This window comes from Paenibacillus sp. FSL R7-0313 (assembly GCF_037969885.1).
Lineage (GTDB): Bacteria > Bacillota > Bacilli > Paenibacillales > Paenibacillaceae > Paenibacillus.
Genome location: NZ_CP150219.1, coordinates 1,963,620 through 1,985,952 on the forward strand (window position 1 = coordinate 1,963,620; position 22,333 = coordinate 1,985,952).

13 protein-coding genes are annotated in these 22,333 nt (G+C 43.1%); 12 read left to right on the forward strand and 1 reads right to left on the reverse strand.

The window, feature by feature from the left end; all coding sequences use genetic code 11:
* Positions 1-70: 70 nt before the first annotated feature.
* The 3 genes from NSQ38_RS08545 to galU all read left to right on the forward strand — a co-directional run bounded on the left by NSQ38_RS08545 (position 71) and on the right by galU (position 7,293).
* On the forward strand, positions 71-2,584 hold the full coding sequence (locus NSQ38_RS08545; RefSeq protein WP_339788597.1) for a DUF3656 domain-containing protein: 2,514 nt from the start codon (positions 71-73) through the stop codon (positions 2,582-2,584).
* A 110-nt stretch (positions 2,585-2,694) separates the two neighbouring features.
* On the forward strand, positions 2,695-6,339 hold the full coding sequence (locus NSQ38_RS08550; RefSeq protein ID WP_339788599.1) for a DEAD/DEAH box helicase: 3,645 nt from the start codon (positions 2,695-2,697) through the stop codon (positions 6,337-6,339).
* A 75-nt stretch (positions 6,340-6,414) separates the two neighbouring features.
* Positions 6,415-7,293: a UTP--glucose-1-phosphate uridylyltransferase GalU gene (galU, locus tag NSQ38_RS08555; RefSeq protein ID WP_339788602.1), complete on the forward strand. Its 879-nt coding sequence runs from the start codon at positions 6,415-6,417 to the stop codon at positions 7,291-7,293.
* Positions 7,294-7,391: 98 nt separating this feature from the next.
* Here the strand turns inward: galU and NSQ38_RS08560 are convergent, their stop codons facing one another.
* A complete protein-coding gene (locus NSQ38_RS08560; RefSeq protein WP_339788604.1) occupies positions 7,392-9,857 on the reverse strand; it encodes an O-antigen ligase family protein in 2,466 nt (821 codons plus the stop codon).
* Positions 9,858-9,972: 115 nt separating this feature from the next.
* On the opposite strand from NSQ38_RS08560, the gene NSQ38_RS08565 reads away from it, so the two are divergent.
* From NSQ38_RS08565 to NSQ38_RS08605, 9 genes are all read left to right on the forward strand, one after another.
* Positions 9,973-10,755, forward strand: coding sequence for an ABC transporter permease (locus NSQ38_RS08565; protein WP_339788606.1), 783 nt, complete (start codon positions 9,973-9,975; stop codon positions 10,753-10,755).
* Between the two features lie 16 nt (positions 10,756-10,771).
* On the forward strand, positions 10,772-12,028 hold the full coding sequence (locus NSQ38_RS08570) for an ABC transporter ATP-binding protein (protein WP_339788609.1): 1,257 nt from the start codon (positions 10,772-10,774) through the stop codon (positions 12,026-12,028).
* A gap of 45 nt (positions 12,029-12,073) precedes the next feature.
* Complete coding sequence (locus NSQ38_RS08575; RefSeq protein WP_339788612.1) at positions 12,074-13,369, forward strand: NTP transferase domain-containing protein; 1,296 nt, start codon at positions 12,074-12,076, stop codon at positions 13,367-13,369.
* 14 nt (positions 13,370-13,383) lie between these two features.
* On the forward strand, positions 13,384-14,361 hold the full coding sequence (locus tag NSQ38_RS08580) for a KpsF/GutQ family sugar-phosphate isomerase (RefSeq protein ID WP_339788615.1): 978 nt from the start codon (positions 13,384-13,386) through the stop codon (positions 14,359-14,361).
* Between the two features lie 34 nt (positions 14,362-14,395).
* Complete coding sequence (kdsA, locus tag NSQ38_RS08585; protein WP_339790457.1) at positions 14,396-15,211, forward strand: 3-deoxy-8-phosphooctulonate synthase; 816 nt, start codon at positions 14,396-14,398, stop codon at positions 15,209-15,211.
* 5 nt (positions 15,212-15,216) lie between these two features.
* On the forward strand, positions 15,217-15,729 hold the full coding sequence (locus NSQ38_RS08590; protein ID WP_339788619.1) for an HAD-IA family hydrolase: 513 nt from the start codon (positions 15,217-15,219) through the stop codon (positions 15,727-15,729).
* A 36-nt stretch (positions 15,730-15,765) separates the two neighbouring features.
* A complete protein-coding gene (locus tag NSQ38_RS08595; RefSeq protein ID WP_339788621.1) occupies positions 15,766-17,853 on the forward strand; it encodes a hypothetical protein in 2,088 nt (695 codons plus the stop codon).
* Between the two features lie 9 nt (positions 17,854-17,862).
* A complete protein-coding gene (locus tag NSQ38_RS08600) occupies positions 17,863-21,159 on the forward strand; it encodes a glycoside hydrolase family 99-like domain-containing protein (protein ID WP_339788624.1) in 3,297 nt (1,098 codons plus the stop codon).
* Positions 21,160-21,225: 66 nt separating this feature from the next.
* The gene (locus NSQ38_RS08605) at positions 21,226-22,332 is read left to right on the forward strand and encodes an acyltransferase (RefSeq protein WP_339788627.1); all 1,107 of its coding nucleotides are present in this window, start codon (positions 21,226-21,228) and stop codon (positions 22,330-22,332) included.
* Position 22,333: the final 1 nt, after the last annotated feature.

Below are 22,333 nucleotides of genomic sequence, written 5' to 3' on the forward strand. Positions count from 1 at the left end.
TTAGTATGTTCAGGCGTTTGAGGATATAGGGACGAAATCCGGCGGATAGCCGGTTATGGGGAGGATCTACATGAAAACAGCAACAATACGAAGAGAAGACGTTGAACTTCTGGCACCTGCTGGTGACTGGGATTGTATGCGTTCGGCGGTAGCTAATGGCGCAGATGCAATTTTCTTCGGAGTCGAAAAGTTTAATGCACGGGCACGGGCGAACAATTTCCGCATGGACGAGCTGCCGGAGATTATGGCGTTTTTGCACAGTTATGGCGTAAAAGGTTTTTTGACCTTTAATATATTGATTTTTGAAAATGAATTGACGGATGCAAAAGAACTGATTGACGCTTGTGTCGATGCAGGTGTGGACGCTGTAATTGTTCAGGATTTGGGTTTGGTGAAGATGATCCGCGAGATCTCACCGGATTTCCCGATTCACGGTTCAACACAGATGACAATTACGTCACCGGAAGCGGTCGAGTTTACGAAGCCGTTTGATATGGAACGTGTCGTTCTGGGACGGGAGAACAACCTGAAGCAGATCCAAAAGATCGGTGAACAGGCGAAGCTTCCAATGGAAGTATTCGTTCATGGTGCGCTGTGTGTATCCTACTCGGGGCAATGTCTGACTTCCGAAATGTGGGGAGGGCGTTCCGCGAACCGTGGAGAGTGTGCACAAGCTTGTCGTCTTCCATACGATCTGATGGTGGATGGGGTGCACAAACCGATGGGTGATGTAGCTTATCTGTTGTCTCCGAAGGATCTGGCAGCGATTGATCTGATGCCGGAACTGATCGAAGCAGGAGTAACTTCTTTCAAAATTGAAGGACGTCTCAAAACGCCAGAATACGTAGCAAACGTAGTAAGCAAATATCGTAAAGCGATTGACCGTTATTTTGATGGAGATAACACACCGCCAAGCAAGGAAGAAGTTCGCGAATTGCAGCAAAGCTTCTCCCGTGGATTCACACATGGTTTCCTCAGCGGTACAAACAACAAAGAACTGGTGGATGGAACGTTCCCGAAAAGCCGTGGTGTCTACCTTGGTCGTGTAGATCAAGTGTTGCGTGATGGTGTGGTCCTGAAGCTGGATGCACCTGTGAAACGTGGAGACGGGATTGTATTTGACGCTGGAGACCCGACTCAGAAGGAAGAAGGCGGACGGGTATACGATGTACGTCGCAAAGGCGTAAAACTCGAAGGCGAAGCCGAAGAGGGCTGGATTGTTGACGTTGTGCCAGGCCGTAGTGACGTAGATCTGCGTCGTGTGAAAGTTGGCGACAAAGTGTGGAAAACGAATGACCCTGCGCTCGACAAACGTCTGCGTCAAAGCTTCGAGACCGAGAAGCCTTACCGTGTATTCCCGGTGAAAGTAAAAGTTATCGGCAGCCCGGGGCAACCGCTCAGCACGTGGTGGACAGACGTGCAGAAAGGCACGACCGTCCGTATTGATTCCGAGATGGAACTGGACATCGCCCAGAAGCGTCCAATGACACATGAATTGCTCGAAGAGCAGTTCGGACGTCTGGGAGGCACAGTGTTCCAGTTGGAAGGAATGGACGTCAATCTGCACGGTGACGTCATCATCCCGATGCGCGAGTTGAATAACATTCGCCGTCAGGCGGTAGAACAACTCGCGGGTGAACGTCCTAAACCACCCGTCTACGTGAAACGGGCGGTAGATGTATACGGCGATTCGGTTAAACCGGCATCACCAGTCGCTCGCGGTCAAGCAGAGCTGACTGCGCTCTGTCGCAGCCTGCCACAAGTGGAGGCAGCGATTGAAGCAGGAATCGGCATGATCTATGCCGACTTCGAGTTTATCAAGCAGTTCCCGGCAGCCGTGGAAGCTGTGCATGCCGCTGGTCGCAAGATCGCGTTGGCAACACCGCGTATTCATATGCCAGGGGAGAACGGATATCATAACAACATCCTGCGTCTGAAGCCGGATGCAGTATTGGTACGTAATACAGGAGCACTGTACTTCTACCTTCGTCACCGGATGGAAAACCCGGATGCGAAGCACCCGGAACTGATCGGTGACTTCTCATTGAACATCGCCAATCACAAAGCAGTAGAATTGTTCCTGGAAGCCGGATGTGACTGGATTACCCCATCCTATGACTTGAACATTCAACAAATGGTTGATTTGCTGGGCCACTCCCGTACAAGTCAGACCGAAGTGGTTATCCATCAGCATCTGCCGATGTTCCACACCGAGCACTGTGTATATTGTACGTTCATGAGTGAAGGAACGGACTATACTAACTGTGGCCGTCCTTGTGAGGAACAGCGTGCATCACTGCAAGACCGGATCGGCATGTCCCACCCGGTGCGTGTGGATGAAGGTTGCCGTAATACGGTATACAACGCAGTGGAGCAGTCAGGTGCCGAGTATCTGACCAACTTTATGGATCTGGGTGTATCCCGTTACCGTGTGGAATTCCTGGAAGAGACACCGGATCAGGTACGCGAGGTTATTGATCTGTACAACCGTGCACTACGCGGCGAGATCAGTGGTACACAAGTTTGGAAAACACTTAAAGCAACAAACCAACTGGGCGTTACACGTGGTCAATTGGTGAAATAAACAGATTGTATTTTACATCAACATTTACAATCAAGCATGAAGCAACCCCAATCTCTGCTTTAAGGAGCTCTTGGGGTTTTTTTACATCATGACACAGGAGGCGAAGAAGCGTGGCGCCATTCACAATTATGGATATCAAATTGCTGTGCGGGGTCACGGCATTCAAGCGCGGAGAAGATTATAACCAATCTGGCAGGGTGACCAATCTGGTGGTCAGTAAGGATCAGCTTCATTATGAAGCACAGGTACGTGGATCGGAGCGCTATCAGGTGACGGTGGATATAGATGGATCAGGTGAGGTTGTGGCAGGCTGCAGTTGTCCGGGTGACGGCAGGCATTACGACTATTGCAAACATGTCGCTGCTGTCCTGTTGGCTATTCACGAATGGGGTGAGCAGCAGGAGCGTAATGCCACGATTGTTTCTGGGAAGCCTCCTCAACCTGCTACAGGACAAGGAACTGGTTTCAGCTCAGGTTCCAAGTCCAGGGTCGGGACACTGGTCGAAGAGAGCATGTGGGAGCGCCCCCAGTCTGCTTCACAACGAGAGCAACTGAATGATGCTCCAAAGCGTCCTCCGGTTCATTTTGCCCAGGCAGGTCGTCCAAGCTCAGCTTCGGGGTGGGGGCGCTCGGCAGATAAACCTTCTTACCGTACGGCGGATCAGATTCTGTCCATGTTTGCCAAGGATCGGAGAACGCTGCATGGAAATGACCGTAAATACACCGCTCCTGTCAGCCGATCCTCCTTGCGGGAAGAGTTGCAGATTCAGTTTATACTCAAGCTGATACAAGTTCATAAGGGTGGGGGGAAACTTGCTCTTGAACTGAAAGTTGGTAATAAACGTCTGTATGTGGTGCAAAAAGTGAAGCAATTCCTGAACTGCATCGAAAAAGGCGAGCCCATGTCATTTACCAAACTGTTCCACTATGATCCATTAATGCATGTGTTCACTCCGCAGGATCAGGCGATTCTCTCGATGCTCATTCGAATGAGGCAGAGTGAAGAGGCATACCGCGAATCCATTTCCGGTTATTTGGGGGCGTCAGATGGACGGGATATATTGATTGCTCCACTCGTATGGAAGCCACTGCTGGAATTGCTGCTGCAGGCTGATAGTCGGATGGAGGGTACAGGATTTGCCAATGGACCACTCACGCTCGGTGAGGGAGTATTGCCTTTGTTTTACCGGATTGCCCAGGGAGCAAATGAAGGATATCAGCTTGAAATTTCGGGTCTGCGTGAGCTGATTCTTCTTCCTGCTTATGATGCCGCTGTGGTGGAAGGGCAGTTGCATATGTTGGAGCCGATGCAGATGCGAAGTCTGGAGGACTTGAGTGGGGCGCTCACGTCATATGGAATCAAGGAAAGCATTGATATTTCGACCCAGCAGGTGGATGAGTTTGTACAGCATGTCGTGCCAGAACTGCGTACGCTTGGACATCTGTCCATTGATTCGCAGGTGCGTGAACAGATCGCGGAACCGGAACTTTCACCGAAGCTGTACATCGACTTCTATCGTGAACGTATTACAGCGCGTCTGGAATTCGACTATGAGGTCATGGTTATTAATCCGCTTGCAGAGTATTTAATAGATGAAGAAGAGAAAAAGGTTATTTTGGTGCGTGACCGATACAAAGAGCGGAATCTGATTGAACGGCTTGATCGATCCTTTCTCGAAAGGGATGGTAGTGTTTGGGCGAGCGAACGGGAAGATGCCATCTATGATGTCATGTATCATCTGTTGCCTGAACTTGAGAAACAGGTAGAAATCTACATGCCAAACGCCGTGAAGGCGATGGTGCAATCCTATCCAACACCGCCGAAAGTACGAGCAGATTTGGGAAGAGGATTGGACTGGCTGGAGATTTCATTCGAGATGGAAGGTGTGGACGAGCAGGAACTTCAGGAACTCATGCGTCGCATTGTGGAAAAGAAACCGTATTTCCGTCTCAAGAGCGGTGTCTTTCTGTCGCTTGAAAATGAAGGTGCAGATAGCTTCGCTCACATGGCCGATTCACTTGGGCTGGGGGCAGATGACATCAAGAGCAGCCATATCCGGCTGCCAGCTGTTCGGGCGTTACAATTGCCAGGCAGGGACGAAGTTTCCGGTCATGTGAAGTGGGGAGGCTCCCTGAAACGTTTCCTCGATGATCTCAGAGATCCCGAACGGATGGATTTTGCATTGCCGGGATCACTGACCCCCATACTGCGGGATTATCAGAATAGCGGATACCAGTGGTTGCGTACTCTCGCTTATTATCGTTTTGGCGGCATTCTGGCGGATGATATGGGACTTGGTAAAACGTTGCAAAGCATCGCCTATATCACAGCAGTGCTTCAGGAGAAGCCCGAGTACAATATGGACCATACGGGCGATGATAAATATCGGGAGAGCGGATCATTATGGGATGGTGAAACGTTGGCGACTTCCGACATCGATCCTGAAACTGGACTCCCATTGGATAAGATGGCTTCAGAGAATACGGATGGTTTATGGTCCACGATACAGCAGGATGGATTGACGATCCGAACGAGGGTTACTCATCCTCCCGTACTTGTCGTGGCTCCTGCCTCGCTGACCTACAACTGGGCTAATGAGTTTGCACGGTTCGCCCCGCATCTGAACGTCTTGATCGCAGCCGGTCAGAAAGAAGAGCGAGCCAGCATGCTTTCAGGCATGGATGAGGCAGATGTGATTGTGACGTCTTATCCTCTGTTGCGACGGGATTTGGATACCTACCTGGGCCGAACCTTCCATACGCTCATTTTGGATGAAGCTCAGGCAATCAAAAATGCTTCTTCTCAGACCGCGCAGGCAGTGAAACAGATTCAGGCACCGCGCCGTTTTGCACTCACAGGTACACCTGTGGAGAACTCGCTGGATGAATTGTGGTCCATTTTTGAAGCCGTATTCCCAGGGTTATTTCCAAGTTACAGAAGATTCCGCGACCTTCCTCCGGAACGGATCTCGCGGATGGTGCGTCCGTTTATTCTGCGTCGCCTGAAGAAGGATGTGTTGGAAGAATTGCCTGATCGAATTGAAACGGTACAGCGGTCAGAGCTTACGGTTGAACAGAAGAAACTTTACGCCGCATACCTTTCCCAGCTTCAGGATGAAGCATCGAAGGACATGGAGGATAACGGATTCCAGAAGAATCGCATCAAAATTCTGGCAGGTATCACACGCTTGCGTCAGTTGTGTTGTCATCCGGCCCTCTTTGTCGAAGGATATCAAGGCGATTCCGGGAAAATGGAACAGTTGCTTGAAACGGTCGAGGATTGTTTGGCTTCAGGCAAACGAATTCTCATCTTCTCCCAATTTGCGAGCATGTTGAACCTGATTCGTCAGACACTTGCGGCACAAGGAAGGAATCTTTTCTACCTCGATGGTCAGACCCCTGCCCAGAGCCGGGTTGAGATGTGCCACAGATTTAACGAGGGCGAAGCTGAACTGTTCTTAATCTCCCTGAAAGCTGGCGGTACCGGACTAAACTTAACAGGGGCAGATACCGTTATATTATATGATCTATGGTGGAATCCCGCCGTGGAAGAACAGGCAATTGGCCGTGCCCATCGTATGGGACAGAAACAAGTGGTGCAAGTCATTCGTTTAGTTACCGAAGGTACGATCGAAGAGAAGATTTTGGAACTCCAGCAGCGGAAGAAGGACTTGATTGCCGAAGTAATCGAACCGGGAGACGGAGGATCAACGACCTTATCCGAACAGGATATCCGCGAATTGTTGATGGTATAATGGAGTCCAAGCATCCTAGAACTCAGAATCATTAAATATATTAAAATATGTATCTAGCAAAAGGAGTAGGTTCGTATGCAAATTCGTAAAGCAATTATTCCAGCCGCAGGGCTGGGTACCCGTTTTTTGCCTGCCACCAAGGCGATGCCGAAAGAAATGTTACCCATCGTGGACAAGCCAACGATCCAGTACATTATTGAAGAAGCCGTAGCTTCTGGCATTGAAGATATCATTATTGTGACGGGTAAAGGGAAACGGGCCATTGAAGATCACTTCGACTATTCTTTTGAGCTGGAGCAGAATTTGGCGGGCAAACAGAAATGGGACCTACTCAACGAAGTACGCAAACCTTCCGAGATGGCAGACATTCATTATATCCGTCAAAAGGAACCGAAGGGACTTGGTCACGCCATCTGGTGTGCACGCAAGTTTATCGGCAACGAACCTTTTGCCGTCCTGTTAGGGGACGACATTGTGGAGGCGGGCCATCCCTGCCTGAAGCAGATGATCGAGGTCTATGATGAACTGCAGTCTCCAATCGTTGGTGTACAGCCTGTCGATTGGAATGAGGTATCCCGCTACGGGATTGTAGACGGAGAGTTGCTGACCCCTACCGATGAACGGGTTTTTCGTGCGCGCCGCTTAATTGAGAAACCAAAGACTGAGGATTCCCCGTCTAACCTTGCTATTATGGGACGATACATTCTTACACCGGATATCTTCGAGATACTAGGTCAACAATCTGCTGGCGTGGGGGGCGAAATCCAACTCACGGATGCCTTGTCCCGATTGAATGAGCAGCGGCAGATTCTTGCATATCATTTTGATGGTCTGCGTCATGATGTTGGTGAGAAGTTAGGTTTTATTGAGACATCGATTCATTATGCGTTGCAGCACCCGGATTTGCGGGAGGATTTGTTGGCGTACCTGAAGAAGATAGTGGCGTCGAACTAATATATTTCTAATGAATAAGATCACAAAAAAAGGTTTGCCCTTTGAAGAGGGAAAACCTTTTTTTGTATGGAGTTATAGAGGACAAGTAGTGCATTTTATTAGAAATTCAGTTCTGCTATCTGTTTAATCTCGTCTGCTTCATTAGGTGCGACAGCGATAAGGTTATCATATATAGCTTGATCTTGTTGTCCATCCTTAGTTAGAGCGGCAAGGTACCAACGAGCAATTTCACGGTTGGTAGCATCGGTCAGATCCTCTGCGATTCCACCCTTAAGGATAGTAGCAGCACCGACGGAATCGTTTAACATATATTTTATTTTCCCTGCGTTCAGAATCATTGTTGGAGTGAGCTGGAAAGGCTGTCCTTGAAGCTGTCCTTCAGGAAGAGTCTTTAGATGTTCTACTCCATCAACAACGTGCTGGTAAGCATCCAGACCTGAATTGAAATAAGATCCTTTCTTAGAAGCATCACCTTGTCCAAGTGCTTGGTACCCAAGATCGAACGAACGGCTGATCAGTGTCTCATACCAAGCCATATCCCAGGCGTAATTGGAGGCATATTCTTTTTGGAGCGCATAAGCCTGGTCAAACTCACCCTTCAATTCGTCTAAACTTATGAGTTGCTTAACCATAGCTTTATTAAAGGGCTCTGCTTCAAGACCACGCTGGAGCAACTGTGCTGAGGCTGTATAGAACTGATCATCTTTTGTTTGCTCATAGCCTTGTTGATACAGGGAAGCCAGCATCAGCAAGGAGTCTGAATGTGTGCTGCGAATCGAAAGATCTTTTTCCAGTGGAGCTTTGATCATCTGGAAGTCTTGTCTCGTTTGAGCTACCTCTTTAGCCTCGTAGGCATATTGATTCGCTTGCAGGAAACGAATAGACATAATGAGCAGAACGATTACAGCTATTCCCGAAATCGAACTGTAGATTCCGCGTGCGGTGGAGTCACTCATCTTCAATCGACGCATCGGCTTGAGGTCCATGGCAGCAGCCATACCGCCGAGTCCAAGGAATACCAAGATCCCAATAAAGACATAACTCATATTGAAATCGAGAAGGCTCAATACCAGAATGGACATCGATAGAATGAAGTACACAAAATGCGATTCGCGTTCTTCCTCACTCCGTTTTAAATAAGCACGCACATATTGATAGAATACAAAGAGAATAAATGCCATAAAAACAACAAAGCCTATGATCCCGACCTCAACCAGATATTGCATGAAGAAGTTGTGAGCCTGGGCGCTAATATAAGGATTGTTCTGGTACTTCTCATACAAGGCGGTCCAAGCGCCACCGCCCGCACCAATGACTGGGTAGTCTGCAAATAACTTTGTAGCATCTTTATAAAATGTAATCCGCTCCAGCACACTGTGCTGTTGAAAATTGATATTTTCAAGCCGTGTGCTGATGCTATCCGGCAAAATATTTCGCACACTCGTTCCGAGTAGAAGCACGGCAACAATGACGGTAAGAACAACAGAACCTAATGGAATCCACAAACTTGATCCTTTTCGAGCGGACCAGGACTGAAGTTTGCCTTCAAGGCGAGGCGCAACCCAGCGCTGGATAACCCAACATAACAGTGCGACAACGATAGATGCTGCAACCAGAACCATCCAACCCTTGGCTGCAAGAGAGCCTGAAAATTGCTTTTGCAATTCAAGCCCAGCTGTATTTATGGGGTTCAGAACAATCAGTGTACCTATCGCTGCAACTCCACTATAGATGAACCATAGAATTTGCTTGGCGGGTTTCAATAGCAATAACAGGATGACAAATACAATGGGCAGCATGACAAGTCCCGTCCGGGAGAGCGTCAGCAACAGTGACAGGATGATCGGCACAAGCATAAATCCATGCAGTAGCTGTGTGTATACTCTTTTGGAACGGATCATACTGAAAATGGAAATAAAAAAAAATGTCATCAGGAAAGCGGCGTATGTATTGGGATACTGAAACACCGATGCAAGCCGTGGACCGTTGGAATCATTCCATATCGCTTGGTTATAGACTCCATTCACGACACCGGCCGAAAACCACCCAACAAGCTTACCGGCGAGACTGAATGTCCCGAGCCAATTCAAAAAACCAAATCCAACAATAACATATGCAATTCCTATCAAGGAGGAATGTATGATATGATTGATTTTGTTGTTTTGTAGCAGGTACATAGCCATTACAAAGATCATGGCGTAAATGCATTGGATGAGGATCATGTTGATTGCCAAATATTCAGATGCTGTACTGATGAGTGACAGGACATAGGTAAGTGGCAGCAATATCACCGCGATCTTAAGCCAATCTTGCTGAGTTTCTAACTTAATCTGTTTGAAGTAGACAGCAACCCACATCACGAACAGGAGGGTTGTTAGGGCTACCGCCCAATAAATGGGTCCTTCAAATTGAAGCAATTGTCCATTGAATAGCGCAACTTGGAAAGAGGACCAGAGTAGAAATAAGATGAGTCCTATGGTCAGGGTCCATAGTAGCGGAGAAGTTGAGCTAGTACTGTCTTTGCTCGACGCCTTCTTTTGTTTCCCGTATACTGGATTCGACAAGATATGAGTCTCCTTTTCTTGAAAGTACGTCAATAGTTTATCACAATCGTAATTCATATGGCTATTATATCGGTTTTATCTAAATGGTAATGGAGTGAATGAGTTGGATTTATTAATGGATTTATTCAGAAATAGGAGAATGCTTTTTTCCCTTTCCTTAAATGATTTTAAGACAAAGTATACAGGGTCATTTTTTGGTGTATTTTGGGCTATTGTTCAACCGCTAGCAACGATTTTTGTTTTTTGGTTTGTTTTTCAAGTCGGACTGAGAACAACACCTACGGATAACAATGTGCCGTTTAGTTTATGGCTAATTTGCGGTCTTGTGCCGTGGTTCTTTTTTTCTGATGCCCTATCCAATGCAACCAACAGTTTTTATGATTATAACTTTCTTGTGAAAAAGATCGTGTTTAAAGTAAGTATGTTACCTTTGATTAAGGTTATTTCTTCCTTTTTTATTCATATGGTATTTCTCGTATTTCTCTTGGTAGTGTATTTGGCTTATGGCTATTCTATCAGTTTGATTTCAATTTTTTCGATACTCTATTTTTCGTTAAGCACGTTTATACTTGTGACCAGTATCAGCCTGCTTACCTCGTCGGTAGTGCTTTTTTTTAAGGATCTTGGGCAAATTATTAGTATTGTTCTTCAATTTGGAATGTGGCTGACTCCAATTATGTGGTCCACTGAGCTTATTCCAGAGCACCTGCAGTGGATTTTTAAGATTAATCCGTTGTATTACATTGTCCAAGGCTATAGAAGCTCCCTCTTATACAATAAATGGAGTGCAGAGGTTCTAGCAATGACTCCATGGTTTTGGGTCGGGGTGGCAGCTACCTTTATCGTAGGGTTACTGTGCTTTAAGAAATTGAAGCCCCACTTTGCTGATGTACTATAAGGGAAAGAGGTCGGTTATGGATAATGTATCAATAAAGGTGAAGAATGTAAGCAAGCAGTATAAGCTTTATGAGAAGCCTATAGATCGGCTCAAGGAATCACTGCATCCTCTTAAAAAGAAATATCATAGAAGTTTTGACGCATTGAGAAATGTAAACCTAGAGCTGAACAAGGGTGAGACGATCGGTATTATCGGTAAAAATGGTTCCGGGAAGTCAACCTTGCTCAAGATCATAACAGGTGTGCTATCTCCAACCTCTGGAGAAGTGATCGCACATGGTAAAGTCTCTGCTCTACTGGAATTAGGGACGGGCTTCAATCCAGAGTTTACCGGGATGCAGAACATTTACCTTAACGGCAGCATTATGGGGTACACTAAAGAGGAAATGGAATTGAGGGTTCCGAATATCATGGAGTTTGCTGGCATTGGCGACTTTATTCATCAGCCAGTAAAATCCTATTCCAGCGGTATGTTTGCCAGATTGGCCTTTGCAGTTGCAATTAATGTAGAGCCGGAAATACTCATTATAGATGAAGCACTAAGTGTAGGGGATTTTGTATTTCAGAATAAATGTTATTTGAAAATACAGGAGCTTCAGAAAAAGGGTATTACTATTTTGTTAGTCACACACAGCAATCAGCAAATTATCAAGTATTGTGACCGAGCCATCCTTTTAAATGAAGGAAATGTATTAGAAGATTCTTATGATGTTGAGCGTGTTGTATTCCACTACGAAGAGTTGATGAGAAATGTAACTCACAGTAGCAATGAGGATCCAGAGCAACCGTATCATGCCGAAGTGAATCCTGTTCAAGCTAATGAAGAAGTGAACGAGCACCGGTTCGGAACACATACAGCATTTATTAATGATCTGTTTATTACCAGCAAAGAAGGAGTATGGGAGGACGATCAGATCCTGAAATCAGGCTCTCTTGTACGTTTGAAAATAGCAATTGTCGCCGAACGCACCTTTGAATCTGTTGTCATCGGAGCATCATTCAAAGATGTTAATGGTGTTGTGTTGTGGGGCGATAACTCATTAGAGGCTGGTCAAGCTATCTCTTTGAAAAAAGGCTGGAATTACTTCACTTTTGAGTTCAACATGAATTTTTCCCCTGGGGAGTATCTATTGTATTTGGGGTTGGCTGATATCAGTACGGAGCCTAGAGTGGAGCTTGATCAAAGGTGGCCCGTCAAAAAAATCAATGTAATTAGTACTCGAAATATGGCTGAGGGCTACATATATGCTCCTGCCAAATTGTTCATTGATTAATTGTTCAATACTATCTAATATCATAACAGTTTCGGAGGGATTTATTTGAAAATCGTAGCTTTTTTACCTGCAAAAGGGGAAAGTGAGCGGATCGAGTCTAAGAACTTGAAGTTGCTAAACGGAAAACCTCTTTTTTTATATACGCTTGAGAAACTAATGGATTGTGATTTCTTGGATGAAGTTTATTTGGATACGGACAGTGAAGAAATTATTCAGCTTGCCAGCGAGACAGGCTGTAAAATCATGCGTAGAGATTCTCGATTTGCCACGAACAAAACGGATGGACATGAGTTGTTCATGAATGAGGTTAATCATACTGAGGCGGACATCTACGTGCAAATACTATGCACAAGTCCATTTATTGAGAAAGAGACTATTAAGCGTGGTATCGATGCTTTGAAGAATGATAGCAACTATGATTCGGTAGTGATGATTAAGAAAGATAAGCAATACACTTGGGATCAGAACGGCCCTTTATATAATAAAGATCATATTCCTAATAGCAAGGATCTGCCTGATACCATTATTGAGACTATGGGGCTATACATTGTTAGAAGAGAAGCTGCTAAACGTTATCAGAAAAGATATGGAGAAAGAGCATTTTTAATTGAAGCTTCACCTCTTGAGGCTGTGGACGTGAATTATCCAGATGAGTTTGAGTTTGCAAATATCATAACTGCGGGCATTCATCAAAAGGAAGTCCAGCATTTGCGTAATATCAAAAATCATTTGTCCAGTTCGTTACTGTCTGACATTTTGGATGATTTGTCTTTGAATGGTGTGATCAGTGATCTAAATCTTAACCTGGAAGGAAAAAAAATTATAGGCAGAGCAAAAACATTAAAGCTTCGTACCCTTCAGCCGGGAGAAGATTACAGAGGTATCTATGACGCTTTGGATTCTTATAAGACAATTGTTGATAATGATATTATTGTTGTTGAAAACGAGTCCTCGGAGAATGCCTATTTCGGTGAATTGAACGCCAATCTTGCCATTCGCTCTGGGGCGGCTGGAGCAATTATAGGTGGAGTTACTCGCGATAGCAGGGAAGTTAAGGGGCTAGATTTCCCTGTGTTTGCAAAGGGATATAACTGTCAGGATGTTCGTAAAAGAGCTACAGTTGAAAGTATGAATAAGACTATACAAGTTAGCGGCATTGTAGTTCGACCTGGGGATCTGATCTTCGGCGATAGCGATGGAGTTGTGGTTATTCCTAGAGCGCATGAAGCTGAAGTTCTAAAACGGGCCGCAGATTCTGTTAAGAAGGAGAAAGATGTTCTTACTTCCATATTTGAGAAGACAGAAGCGCTGGACATATATACAAAAGTGGGGGAATTTTAGTGAGGAACTGAGAGATGAAAATGGACTACATTGTAGAAGCAAAGCGTATTTTCCAGAAAGAAATTGATGGGTTAACGCATATGCAAGAACATCTGGGGCAGGAGTTCTCAGAACTTGTGGAGCTGGTATTAAACTGTGATGGCAGAGTGATTCTAACCGGCGTCGGAAAGTCAGGATTAATCTGCAGGAAAATCTCGGCTACAATGTCAAGTCTCGGCACTTCTGCTTACTATCTGCATCCCACAGAAGCTGTACATGGGGATTTGGGCTTCGTGCAATCCAATGATTTGGTTATTGCTGTTAGCAATAGTGGTGAAACCGATGAGTTGCTGCTAATTATCCCATCTGTTCAGATGATTGGAGCAACCATTGTGGCAGTTACGGGTAAGGCTAACACAACACTTGCTAAATTCGCGAGTCTGAATATCGTACTTGCTTTTACGGAGGAAGCTTGCTATCACAATCTCGCTCCAACAACGAGTACTACAGGCACTTTAGTTTTTGGTGACGCACTGGCCCTTGTTGTATCTAAAGCTAAAGGTTTTGATAAAGAGGACTTTGCTCTCTATCACCCTAAAGGGAATTTGGGTAAGAAGTTATTGCTTAAAACAAGTGATCTGATGTATAAGGATGAAAAACTTCCCAAGGTTCTGCTTAATACAGACTTTAGGGAGGTTGTTTTTGAAATGAACTCTAAAAGTCTGAAAATGGTCAACGTAGTCAACCCCTCTGGGAAACTGCTGGGCATTATTACAGATGGGGACGTTCGTCGTAGTCTGTATGAGCATGAGCTTATCTCGCAGATCAAGGTGAAAGATATTTATCAACCGAACCCAGTTACCATTTTGGAAGATACTCTTGCCATAGATGCGATGAGGGCAATGATCAAAGAGGAATTTACTTACTCGTTCTTACCAGTTATTGATGAGCATGCTTATTTAAAAGGCGTAGTTACGTTTATCGATATTGCCAAGAGCGGGATTAGTGTCTGAGGGGGATATGAAGATGATTGATGTTAGACAAGTAATGATTAGTGAGGACGTTAGTATTGGGGGGACAAGATCTCTTGCCTTTATTGGTGGTCCGTGCGTCATCGAAAGCGAGCAACTTGTCATGGAGACGGCTGAGAAAATCCAAGTTATAACTGAGAAGCTTGGTTTGAGCTTTATTTTCAAATCTTCATTTGATAAGGCTAATCGTAGTTCCATTGCTTCCTTTCGTGGACTTGGAATGGAAGAGAGCATGAAGATTCTTGGTAAAGTAAAAAAAACATTCGATGTACCGGTTATTACTGATGTGCATGAGACTTGGCAATGTGACATTGCTGCCGAGGTTGCGGATATTTTGCAAATACCGGCCTTCTTATGCAGACAAACGGATTTATTGATAGCAGCTGCCAAGACTGGAAAAACAGTTAATGTAAAAAAAGGGCAGTTCCTATCACCAGGCGAGATGAAGAACATAATTACGAAGCTTGAAGAAGTAGGACATGAGAAAATACTACTAACCGAGCGTGGAACTACTTTTGGGTATAATAATCTAGTAGTAGATATGCGGGGATTGGTTGAGATGCGCAAACTGGGCTATCCGATCGTTTTTGATGCTACGCATTCTGTTCAGCGTCCGGGTGGTATGGGAACAGCCACTGGCGGTGACCGTGAATTTGTACCATACCTGATGAATGCAGCAGCAGCAGTTGGAATTGATGCTATATTTGCGGAAACTCATCCAGATCCGGATAATGCTCTTTCAGATGGCCCTAATATGATTCCATTAGATCAACTTGAAGGTGTTCTGGAGCAGGCGCTGCGAATTCATGAAGTAGCAAAAAAAAAAGTTTGAGTGGAGTGTATAAGCCTTCATTAAGGGCCTCTGAAGATACATTGAAAGAGAAATTAACGCAATGCAAATGGTTGATTACCGACATAGATGGTGTTCTGACGGACGGAAAAATGAACTTGACGGAGAATGGCGACGAGTTTAAGCAGTTCCATGTGAGAGATGGTATTGCAGCAGCTCTGTTGAAAGAAAAAGGTTTCAAATTAGGAGTGCTGAGCGCGGGGTTTGCTAAGAATGCTATTAACAAGAGGTTCAACGCTCAAGGATTCGATTATATTAGTGTGGATGGAACATCCAAACTGGATAGGTTTCAGCAATTCTTGCTAGATAATCATACTTCATCTGATGAGGTCATTTATATCGGGGATGATATCAATGATGTTGAGGTCATGAAACGCTGTGGTTTAGCTATTTGCCCTAACGATGCTCACTTCTCGGTATTTGATCATTGCGATTGGAGACTGAAGACTAAAGGTGGGAATGGGTGTCTACGTGAAATTGCAGATTATATATACTTCTGATATCTGATATAGAACGCCAGGGAGGGGGAGCTAGAAGTGAATATACTTTTTTATGTGGAGCCACTAATTGAATTGGAGAAACCGTATTTTAAAAAAGGGTGGTTGACGGGGGTTTGTGATACAATCCTGACATCATTATCCAACCCTGCTCATAACATTACTCTTGTGTTAAATGAGGCTTTGTCGTTTGGTTTTGAGAATCGCGCTAATGTAGAGGCTATAACCTTATTCCAAAGAGAACTACTGAATCAGGGTGCTTATAACCAATTGGACCTATTAATCTCGTGGTATTGGGCTAGTTATGGTGAAGAGCAGCTGGAATATTATAAGGATCTTTTCTCCGAGAAGCTTTCTAAGCTGTCTAGTGCTCCTGATGTGATTCTGACTTTTAGCCCTGTTCCATTTTTAAAGGCGTTATTTCCAGAGACTCTTATACTGCATATTGAATATAGCTTGTTCTCTAGAAAACCATTCATTGAGACTTGGTATTTTGATCCTATTGGAATGAATGGAGGGGCTTACCTAAATAAGTACTGGAATAGCCTACAGGCGCAGTTTCAGGTTGAGGACACTGAATATGACAAAGTCAAAGAATTCAAAGCTAAAGTTCAGAATTTACTTACTATTAAAAGCCCGTTTAAGGAACAACTAGCCCCATATAAGGAAAAGTTCGATAAACTTATACTGTTACCATTACAGTTCAGCAGATATTATCTCTTTGACGGATTAACCCATTATAGAAGTCAGTTTGATTATCTGCTTGATGTGCTAGAGAAAGTGCCTGCACATACAGGTGTTATCGTGACGACACATCCTGAGTTCAGTATTTTATCCAAAGATATGATTGAATTTTTGCAAAAGAATTACTCTAATTTTATATATGATCAGACTTTTGAAGAGTACTATGCTTCCTCTCAGTATTTACTTGCTGAAGTGGACGCTGTGGTTACAGTATCTTCAAGTGTAGGCCTTCAGACTATCCTCTGGGATAAAGAACTTATAACACTGGGCAAGGACTTCCTGGATTTTATTGCACAGGGTAAGAATATAGAAAGATTAGACGACTTATCTAAACGGACAGATACTGATAAGCTACTATATTGGATTATGACGCATTATGCAGTGCCGAAGTTTAGAATACAGGATTCTGAATGGTTTGAAAACTTTTTATCACGTTCTATTCATATGTATAGGCAAGGAGAGTCTCTTGGAAAATTCTATTACCCAATTGATGATGACAAGACTGGTATAGTGCAAGAATATATAGATACCTTGGATCAATCCATTCCAGAAAGAACTACTGCTCTCTCTTACGATACTCTTTTGAAAATTTCACAAAATAATACAAATACCATGCCTTTTTTGGAGTGTTATCTCGACAAAGGAACGGGATTCACAGAGGAAGATTGTATACGTATTAAAATTCAGGGAAATGTCATGCATTTTGAAATTCCGATTGATAATAAAGGGATTTCAGCTATAAGGCTTGACCCAGTAAACAGTAAAGGGATTGCTACAATATCAAAGATTAGCATTGTAACTGAGGATGGATTGGATGAGCTAGATATATTGGAAGCAAATGCTGAGTACATTCGGGATCGGACATTTTATTTTTTGAACAATGATCCCCAATTGTTGTTGGAGTGGAACTATGAAGATAAATATATTCAGAAATTAATGCTGGATATTGAATATCGAGCTATTGGAGCTATAGACCCCGAAGTGTTTTTAGACATCATTAAGGAATTTTCCCAACAGCGAAATGACATTAGTCAGCAGTATCAGCATTACCAACAACAGACACAAGAGGAAATAGATGCGTTAAATCATCAATTATCCGAACACCAAGAAGAGAACGGGCATCACGTACAGAAGATTAACGAGCTAATGAAACAAATTTCGGATTATCAAATTAAATTATACTCTTCAAATGAAGCCTATAGAAAATTGCGTGAGGATACAGAAATAGAAGGGTTACGAAAAGATTCAGAAATTCAAGCACTTCAAAACGAATTGCGTTTAACTACTTCTCGACTTGAAGAGTTATTCAATTCCTATTCTTGGAAAATAACAAAACCAATTAGGTTTGTCAAAAATAAAATTAGTCCCAAAAATAAATCGTAGGAGTCGGATATGAGAAAGCTAAGAAACAATCTTAAGGTGTTACTAAGGAATTCCTATCATAAAATGCCTGTATCAGAGCAGACCAAAAAAAAGGCTAAAAATCTATTCTTTCGAACCTTTAAGGGTGTATTGAAGGATACTGGAACCTTTAAAATTTGGGAGCAAAGCGTAGCTCAAGTACCTCAAACGGAGGTAGCTGCAGTACACAGCCAAGCTCAGACAAATGATCCTATCGAAATTCAATATATTCAGGGACTGTTTAGAGCAGCTGACAGCAAATCTCCCCATTATGTCAAGTATAAAGAAGCATCCTTACCTCCACAGGACTTTGACGTGAGACTGATTGCCTTCTATTTACCACAGTTTCACCCTTTTTCTGAGAATGATGAGTGGTGGGGAAAAGGGTTTACAGAATGGACCAATGTAACTAAGGCTGTTCCGCAATTTGTTGGTCATTATCAACCGCATTTACCTGATGAGTTAGGCTTCTACGATTTGAGATTAGTTGATATTATGAAGCGTCAGGCTGAATTGGCCAAACAGTATGGAGTACATGGGTTTTGCTTTTATCATTATTGGTTTACAGGCCATAGACTGATGGAACGGCCCGTTGATCAACTTCTAGAGCATCCAGAGATTGATCTTCCGTTTTGTTTATGCTGGGCGAATGAAAATTGGTCCAGAAGATGGGACGGGCAGGAAAATGATATCTTAATAGAGCAGAAATACTCTTCTGAGGATGACCTTGCATTTATTAAGGACTTATCCAGATATATTAAAGATTCCAGATATATTAAGGTTAATGATAAAGCAGTAGTTCTAGTTTACAGACCTGCATTATTTCCTAACTTCAAAGAAACTGCCCAGATCTGGAGAGAGTATTGCCGTGAAGCAGGTATTGGTGAAATTCATCTTTTAGGTGTATCTTGGGGAATCAAGCATCCGGATGAATTTGGATTGGACGGATTAGTTGAATTCCCACCACATTCAATCCATGAATATGGAAGCGAATTGATTAATCATGAATTTAATATCGTAAATCCTAATTTTAATGGTTTGATTTTTGATTACGAGAAGTATGTAAATGAAGAAAAGTATATATTCGAAACAGACTACAGAATGTACAAAGGTGTGTCTCCAAGCTGGGATAACACAGCTAGGAAACCTAATAATGGGACTATTTATCACAAATCCTCACCTGAGTTGTATAAGAAGTGGCTTAAAAATGCTATAAATCATACAAAATCAACTTTTGATGATGATAAAGTGGTTTTTATAAATGCATGGAATGAATGGGCAGAGGGAGCACACTTGGAGCCTGACCGGAAATACGGTTATGCCTTTTTGGAAGCTACAAGAGAATCGCTAGTGGAAACGAATCAAGAGTTTGAGAGAAATATCGTTTTTGTATCCCATGATGCACACTTTAATGGAGCGCAACTCCTATCATTACACATTATTAAAGCTTTAAAGCAAAATTTTAACTACAATATTGAAATGATCTGTCAAGAAGGTGGAATTCTACTTACTGAGTTCAAAAAGTATGCTAACGTTCATGTACTGCATCCAACAGATAATAAACAGGAAACGGAAAAGCTAATCAAACGCTTGTCTCTGAAAAATTATAAAGTTGCTATTTCTAACACTGTGATATCTGGCGGTTTTGTGGAAGTATTCCACTATAATGGGATAAAGACAATATCGCTGATTCATGAACTTCCAGGTGTTATAAAGCGGTATAAGGCAGAGAAAAGAGCAGAACAAATTGCGACTTTCTCAGAGAAGGTAATCTTTCCTTCCGACTATGTCAGTCAGAAATTTAGCGAGGAAGTCTATCGGCTAGACCAAGAAAAAACGATTATTTTGCCGCAGGGACTTTATAAGAACAACAAGTATAAGAACGACAATCGGACTGCTCGTGAGATGCTAAGAAGGACTCTGAATCTCCCAGATCAGGCTAGTGTAGTACTTGGAGTAGGCTATGCTGACTTAAGAAAAGGGATTGATCTGTTCTGCGAAGTTGCTACATCGGTTAATGATAGCAACTCCGATATCATATTCGTATGGGTAGGAAATTGTGATCCTGATGTAATGAGCTCAATCCCTGACAGACTTAAGGAAAATGTGGTTTTCGTCCCCGCTACACTTGAGGTGGACCAATATTATGCCGGAGCCGATTTGTATTTACTGACCTCTAGAGAGGATCCATTCCCTTCTGTAGTCATGGAAGCCATGAATGTGGGTGTACCGGTAATCGGATTTAGGGATGCGGGAGGGTTTGCCGATATTGTTAATGAGAACACGGGGAAATTAGTTGATTTTCTAGACACATCGGGCATGTCATCAGAGGTTATTGATCTGATTAACAATCGTGAACAGCTAGCTAAAAAGGGACAATTCGGTCGTGAGTTAGTGGAGAAACAGCACTATTTTATGGATTATGTCTATGAGCTTCTTCATTTGCTAGGGCATGAATTTAAGAAGGTCAGTGTAGTATTACCTAACTACAACTATGAGCGCTATCTGCCGGAACGTCTGGATACAATTGAGAAGCAGACCTATCCTCTGTATGAGCTGTTAATACTGGATGACTGCTCTAAGGACAAAAGTGCTCAACTAATAGAAGAATTCTCTTCAAACAGAGAAATCAGAGTAGTCAAACTACTAAACTCACAGAATTCTGGATCTGTATTCAAGCAATGGTCTAAAGGGATAGGCGAGGCATCTGGAGACTATATATGGATGGCTGAAGCGGATGACCTAGCATCACCTGAGTTTCTTGAAAAGGTTACAGTAGGCTTTCATAAAGATTCATCTGTAGTCATGGGATACACTCAATCCAAACAAATGGATAGTTATGGTCATATACTGGTCGATCATTATCTGGATTATACTCATGATTTGGATCCGTTGAAGTGGAAAAGTAGTTACTTGAATGATGGGAAGAAAGAAATCAGTGAAAGTCTGGTCATTAAAAATGCTATTCCAAATGTCTCGGGCACTGTGTTTAAGAAGTTTGATATTCAAGAGATACTGGGAGAACTACTGGAATATAAGATTGCGGGTGACTGGCTCTTCTATACCTGGTTGTTGGAGAAGGGGAATATCTACTTTAATGAACAATCACTTAACTATCACAGAAGACATGTAAATAGCGTCACTACTAGTGAGAATAACCGATTGCATTACAATGAGGTTGTGAAGATGCAGGACTACATCATGGCTCGTTATGAGGTTGCACCGACAATCCAGAACAAGGTGAATGAATATCGAGTGTTTCTTCAAGAATATTTAAAGCTAAATTAATTACCTGTAGAGTGAAGCTCTCTATATTGGATTGAGTTGCTCGTGGGATGCAAAGAGGTGTTATACTTGGGTTTAGCTAACATTGACAACAAGAGGCTCAATAGACTAGATGAAATTGAAGTATTGCGGGGGATTGCAGCTTCTGCAATCGTCCTTTACCACATGTGGGCCTTAGGTGGCTTCCAAGGTGTAATACCTCTGGTCGACCAAATATCTAATTATCTTGGGATAGGAGTACCACTATTTTTTGCAATTAGTGCATTTTCGTTATTATATGGGTACTCTACCAAGATTTTTGATGAACAAAGTTTAAAAAAATTCTATGTTAGGCGATATTTCCGCCTTGCGCCGCTATTCTATGTAATGTTAGTGGTTTATCTGATAGAGGCATTTTATGTATGGGGAGCAAAATATAGCTTATCTAATATTATCTTAAATATGACTTTTATGTTCCAACTGGTACCTTCACAGCATCAGAGTATTGTTTGGGCAGGATGGTCTTTAGGAATTGAGTGGGTCTTCTATCTATGCTTTCCTTTGGTAGTATTAACTACAAGGTCGAAAAAGTTACTCATTACAGTGTTTGTTGCCTTTTTGATGATTTCTGTAGGTTATTCTTCTTTAACTGCAGCGGTTGTTCAGGCAGATTCAAGTCTGGACTATATGAGTATAATGAAGCACTTTGTTTATTTTCTTTTGGGTGCTTTGGTTTTTATATGCCGACCTTATCTAGAAAACATTAAAGATAAATACGCTTGGCTGAAGCACCTCGACATTATTATTCTTGTTGCTTCTGTTACACTGTTTGTTATATTGGAAAGACATATACCTAAAGACATTGTGAGCTGCTTGCTATTTTTCACTCTTATGAGCTCTGCCTACATCGGGTTTTCTAAACTATTAAATAACCCTTTTACAAGACTATTAGGACGTACAAGCTACGGATTATATTTATTAAACCCTATTGCCATTGTGCTGCTTCAGCGTATGGGTTTGTATGAATTCATAGGCTCATTAATGCCTAATTCAGCCATTTGGTTCCTGGTAAGCAGTGTGATTTCATTTCTAGTCATTGTGGTTGGTTCTGTTCTGGCGTATTACCTCATTGAACAGCCTGGTATTCGTTTAGGGCAACGTTTGCTGGATAAGAAGAAAACGACAAGAGAAGGGTGAA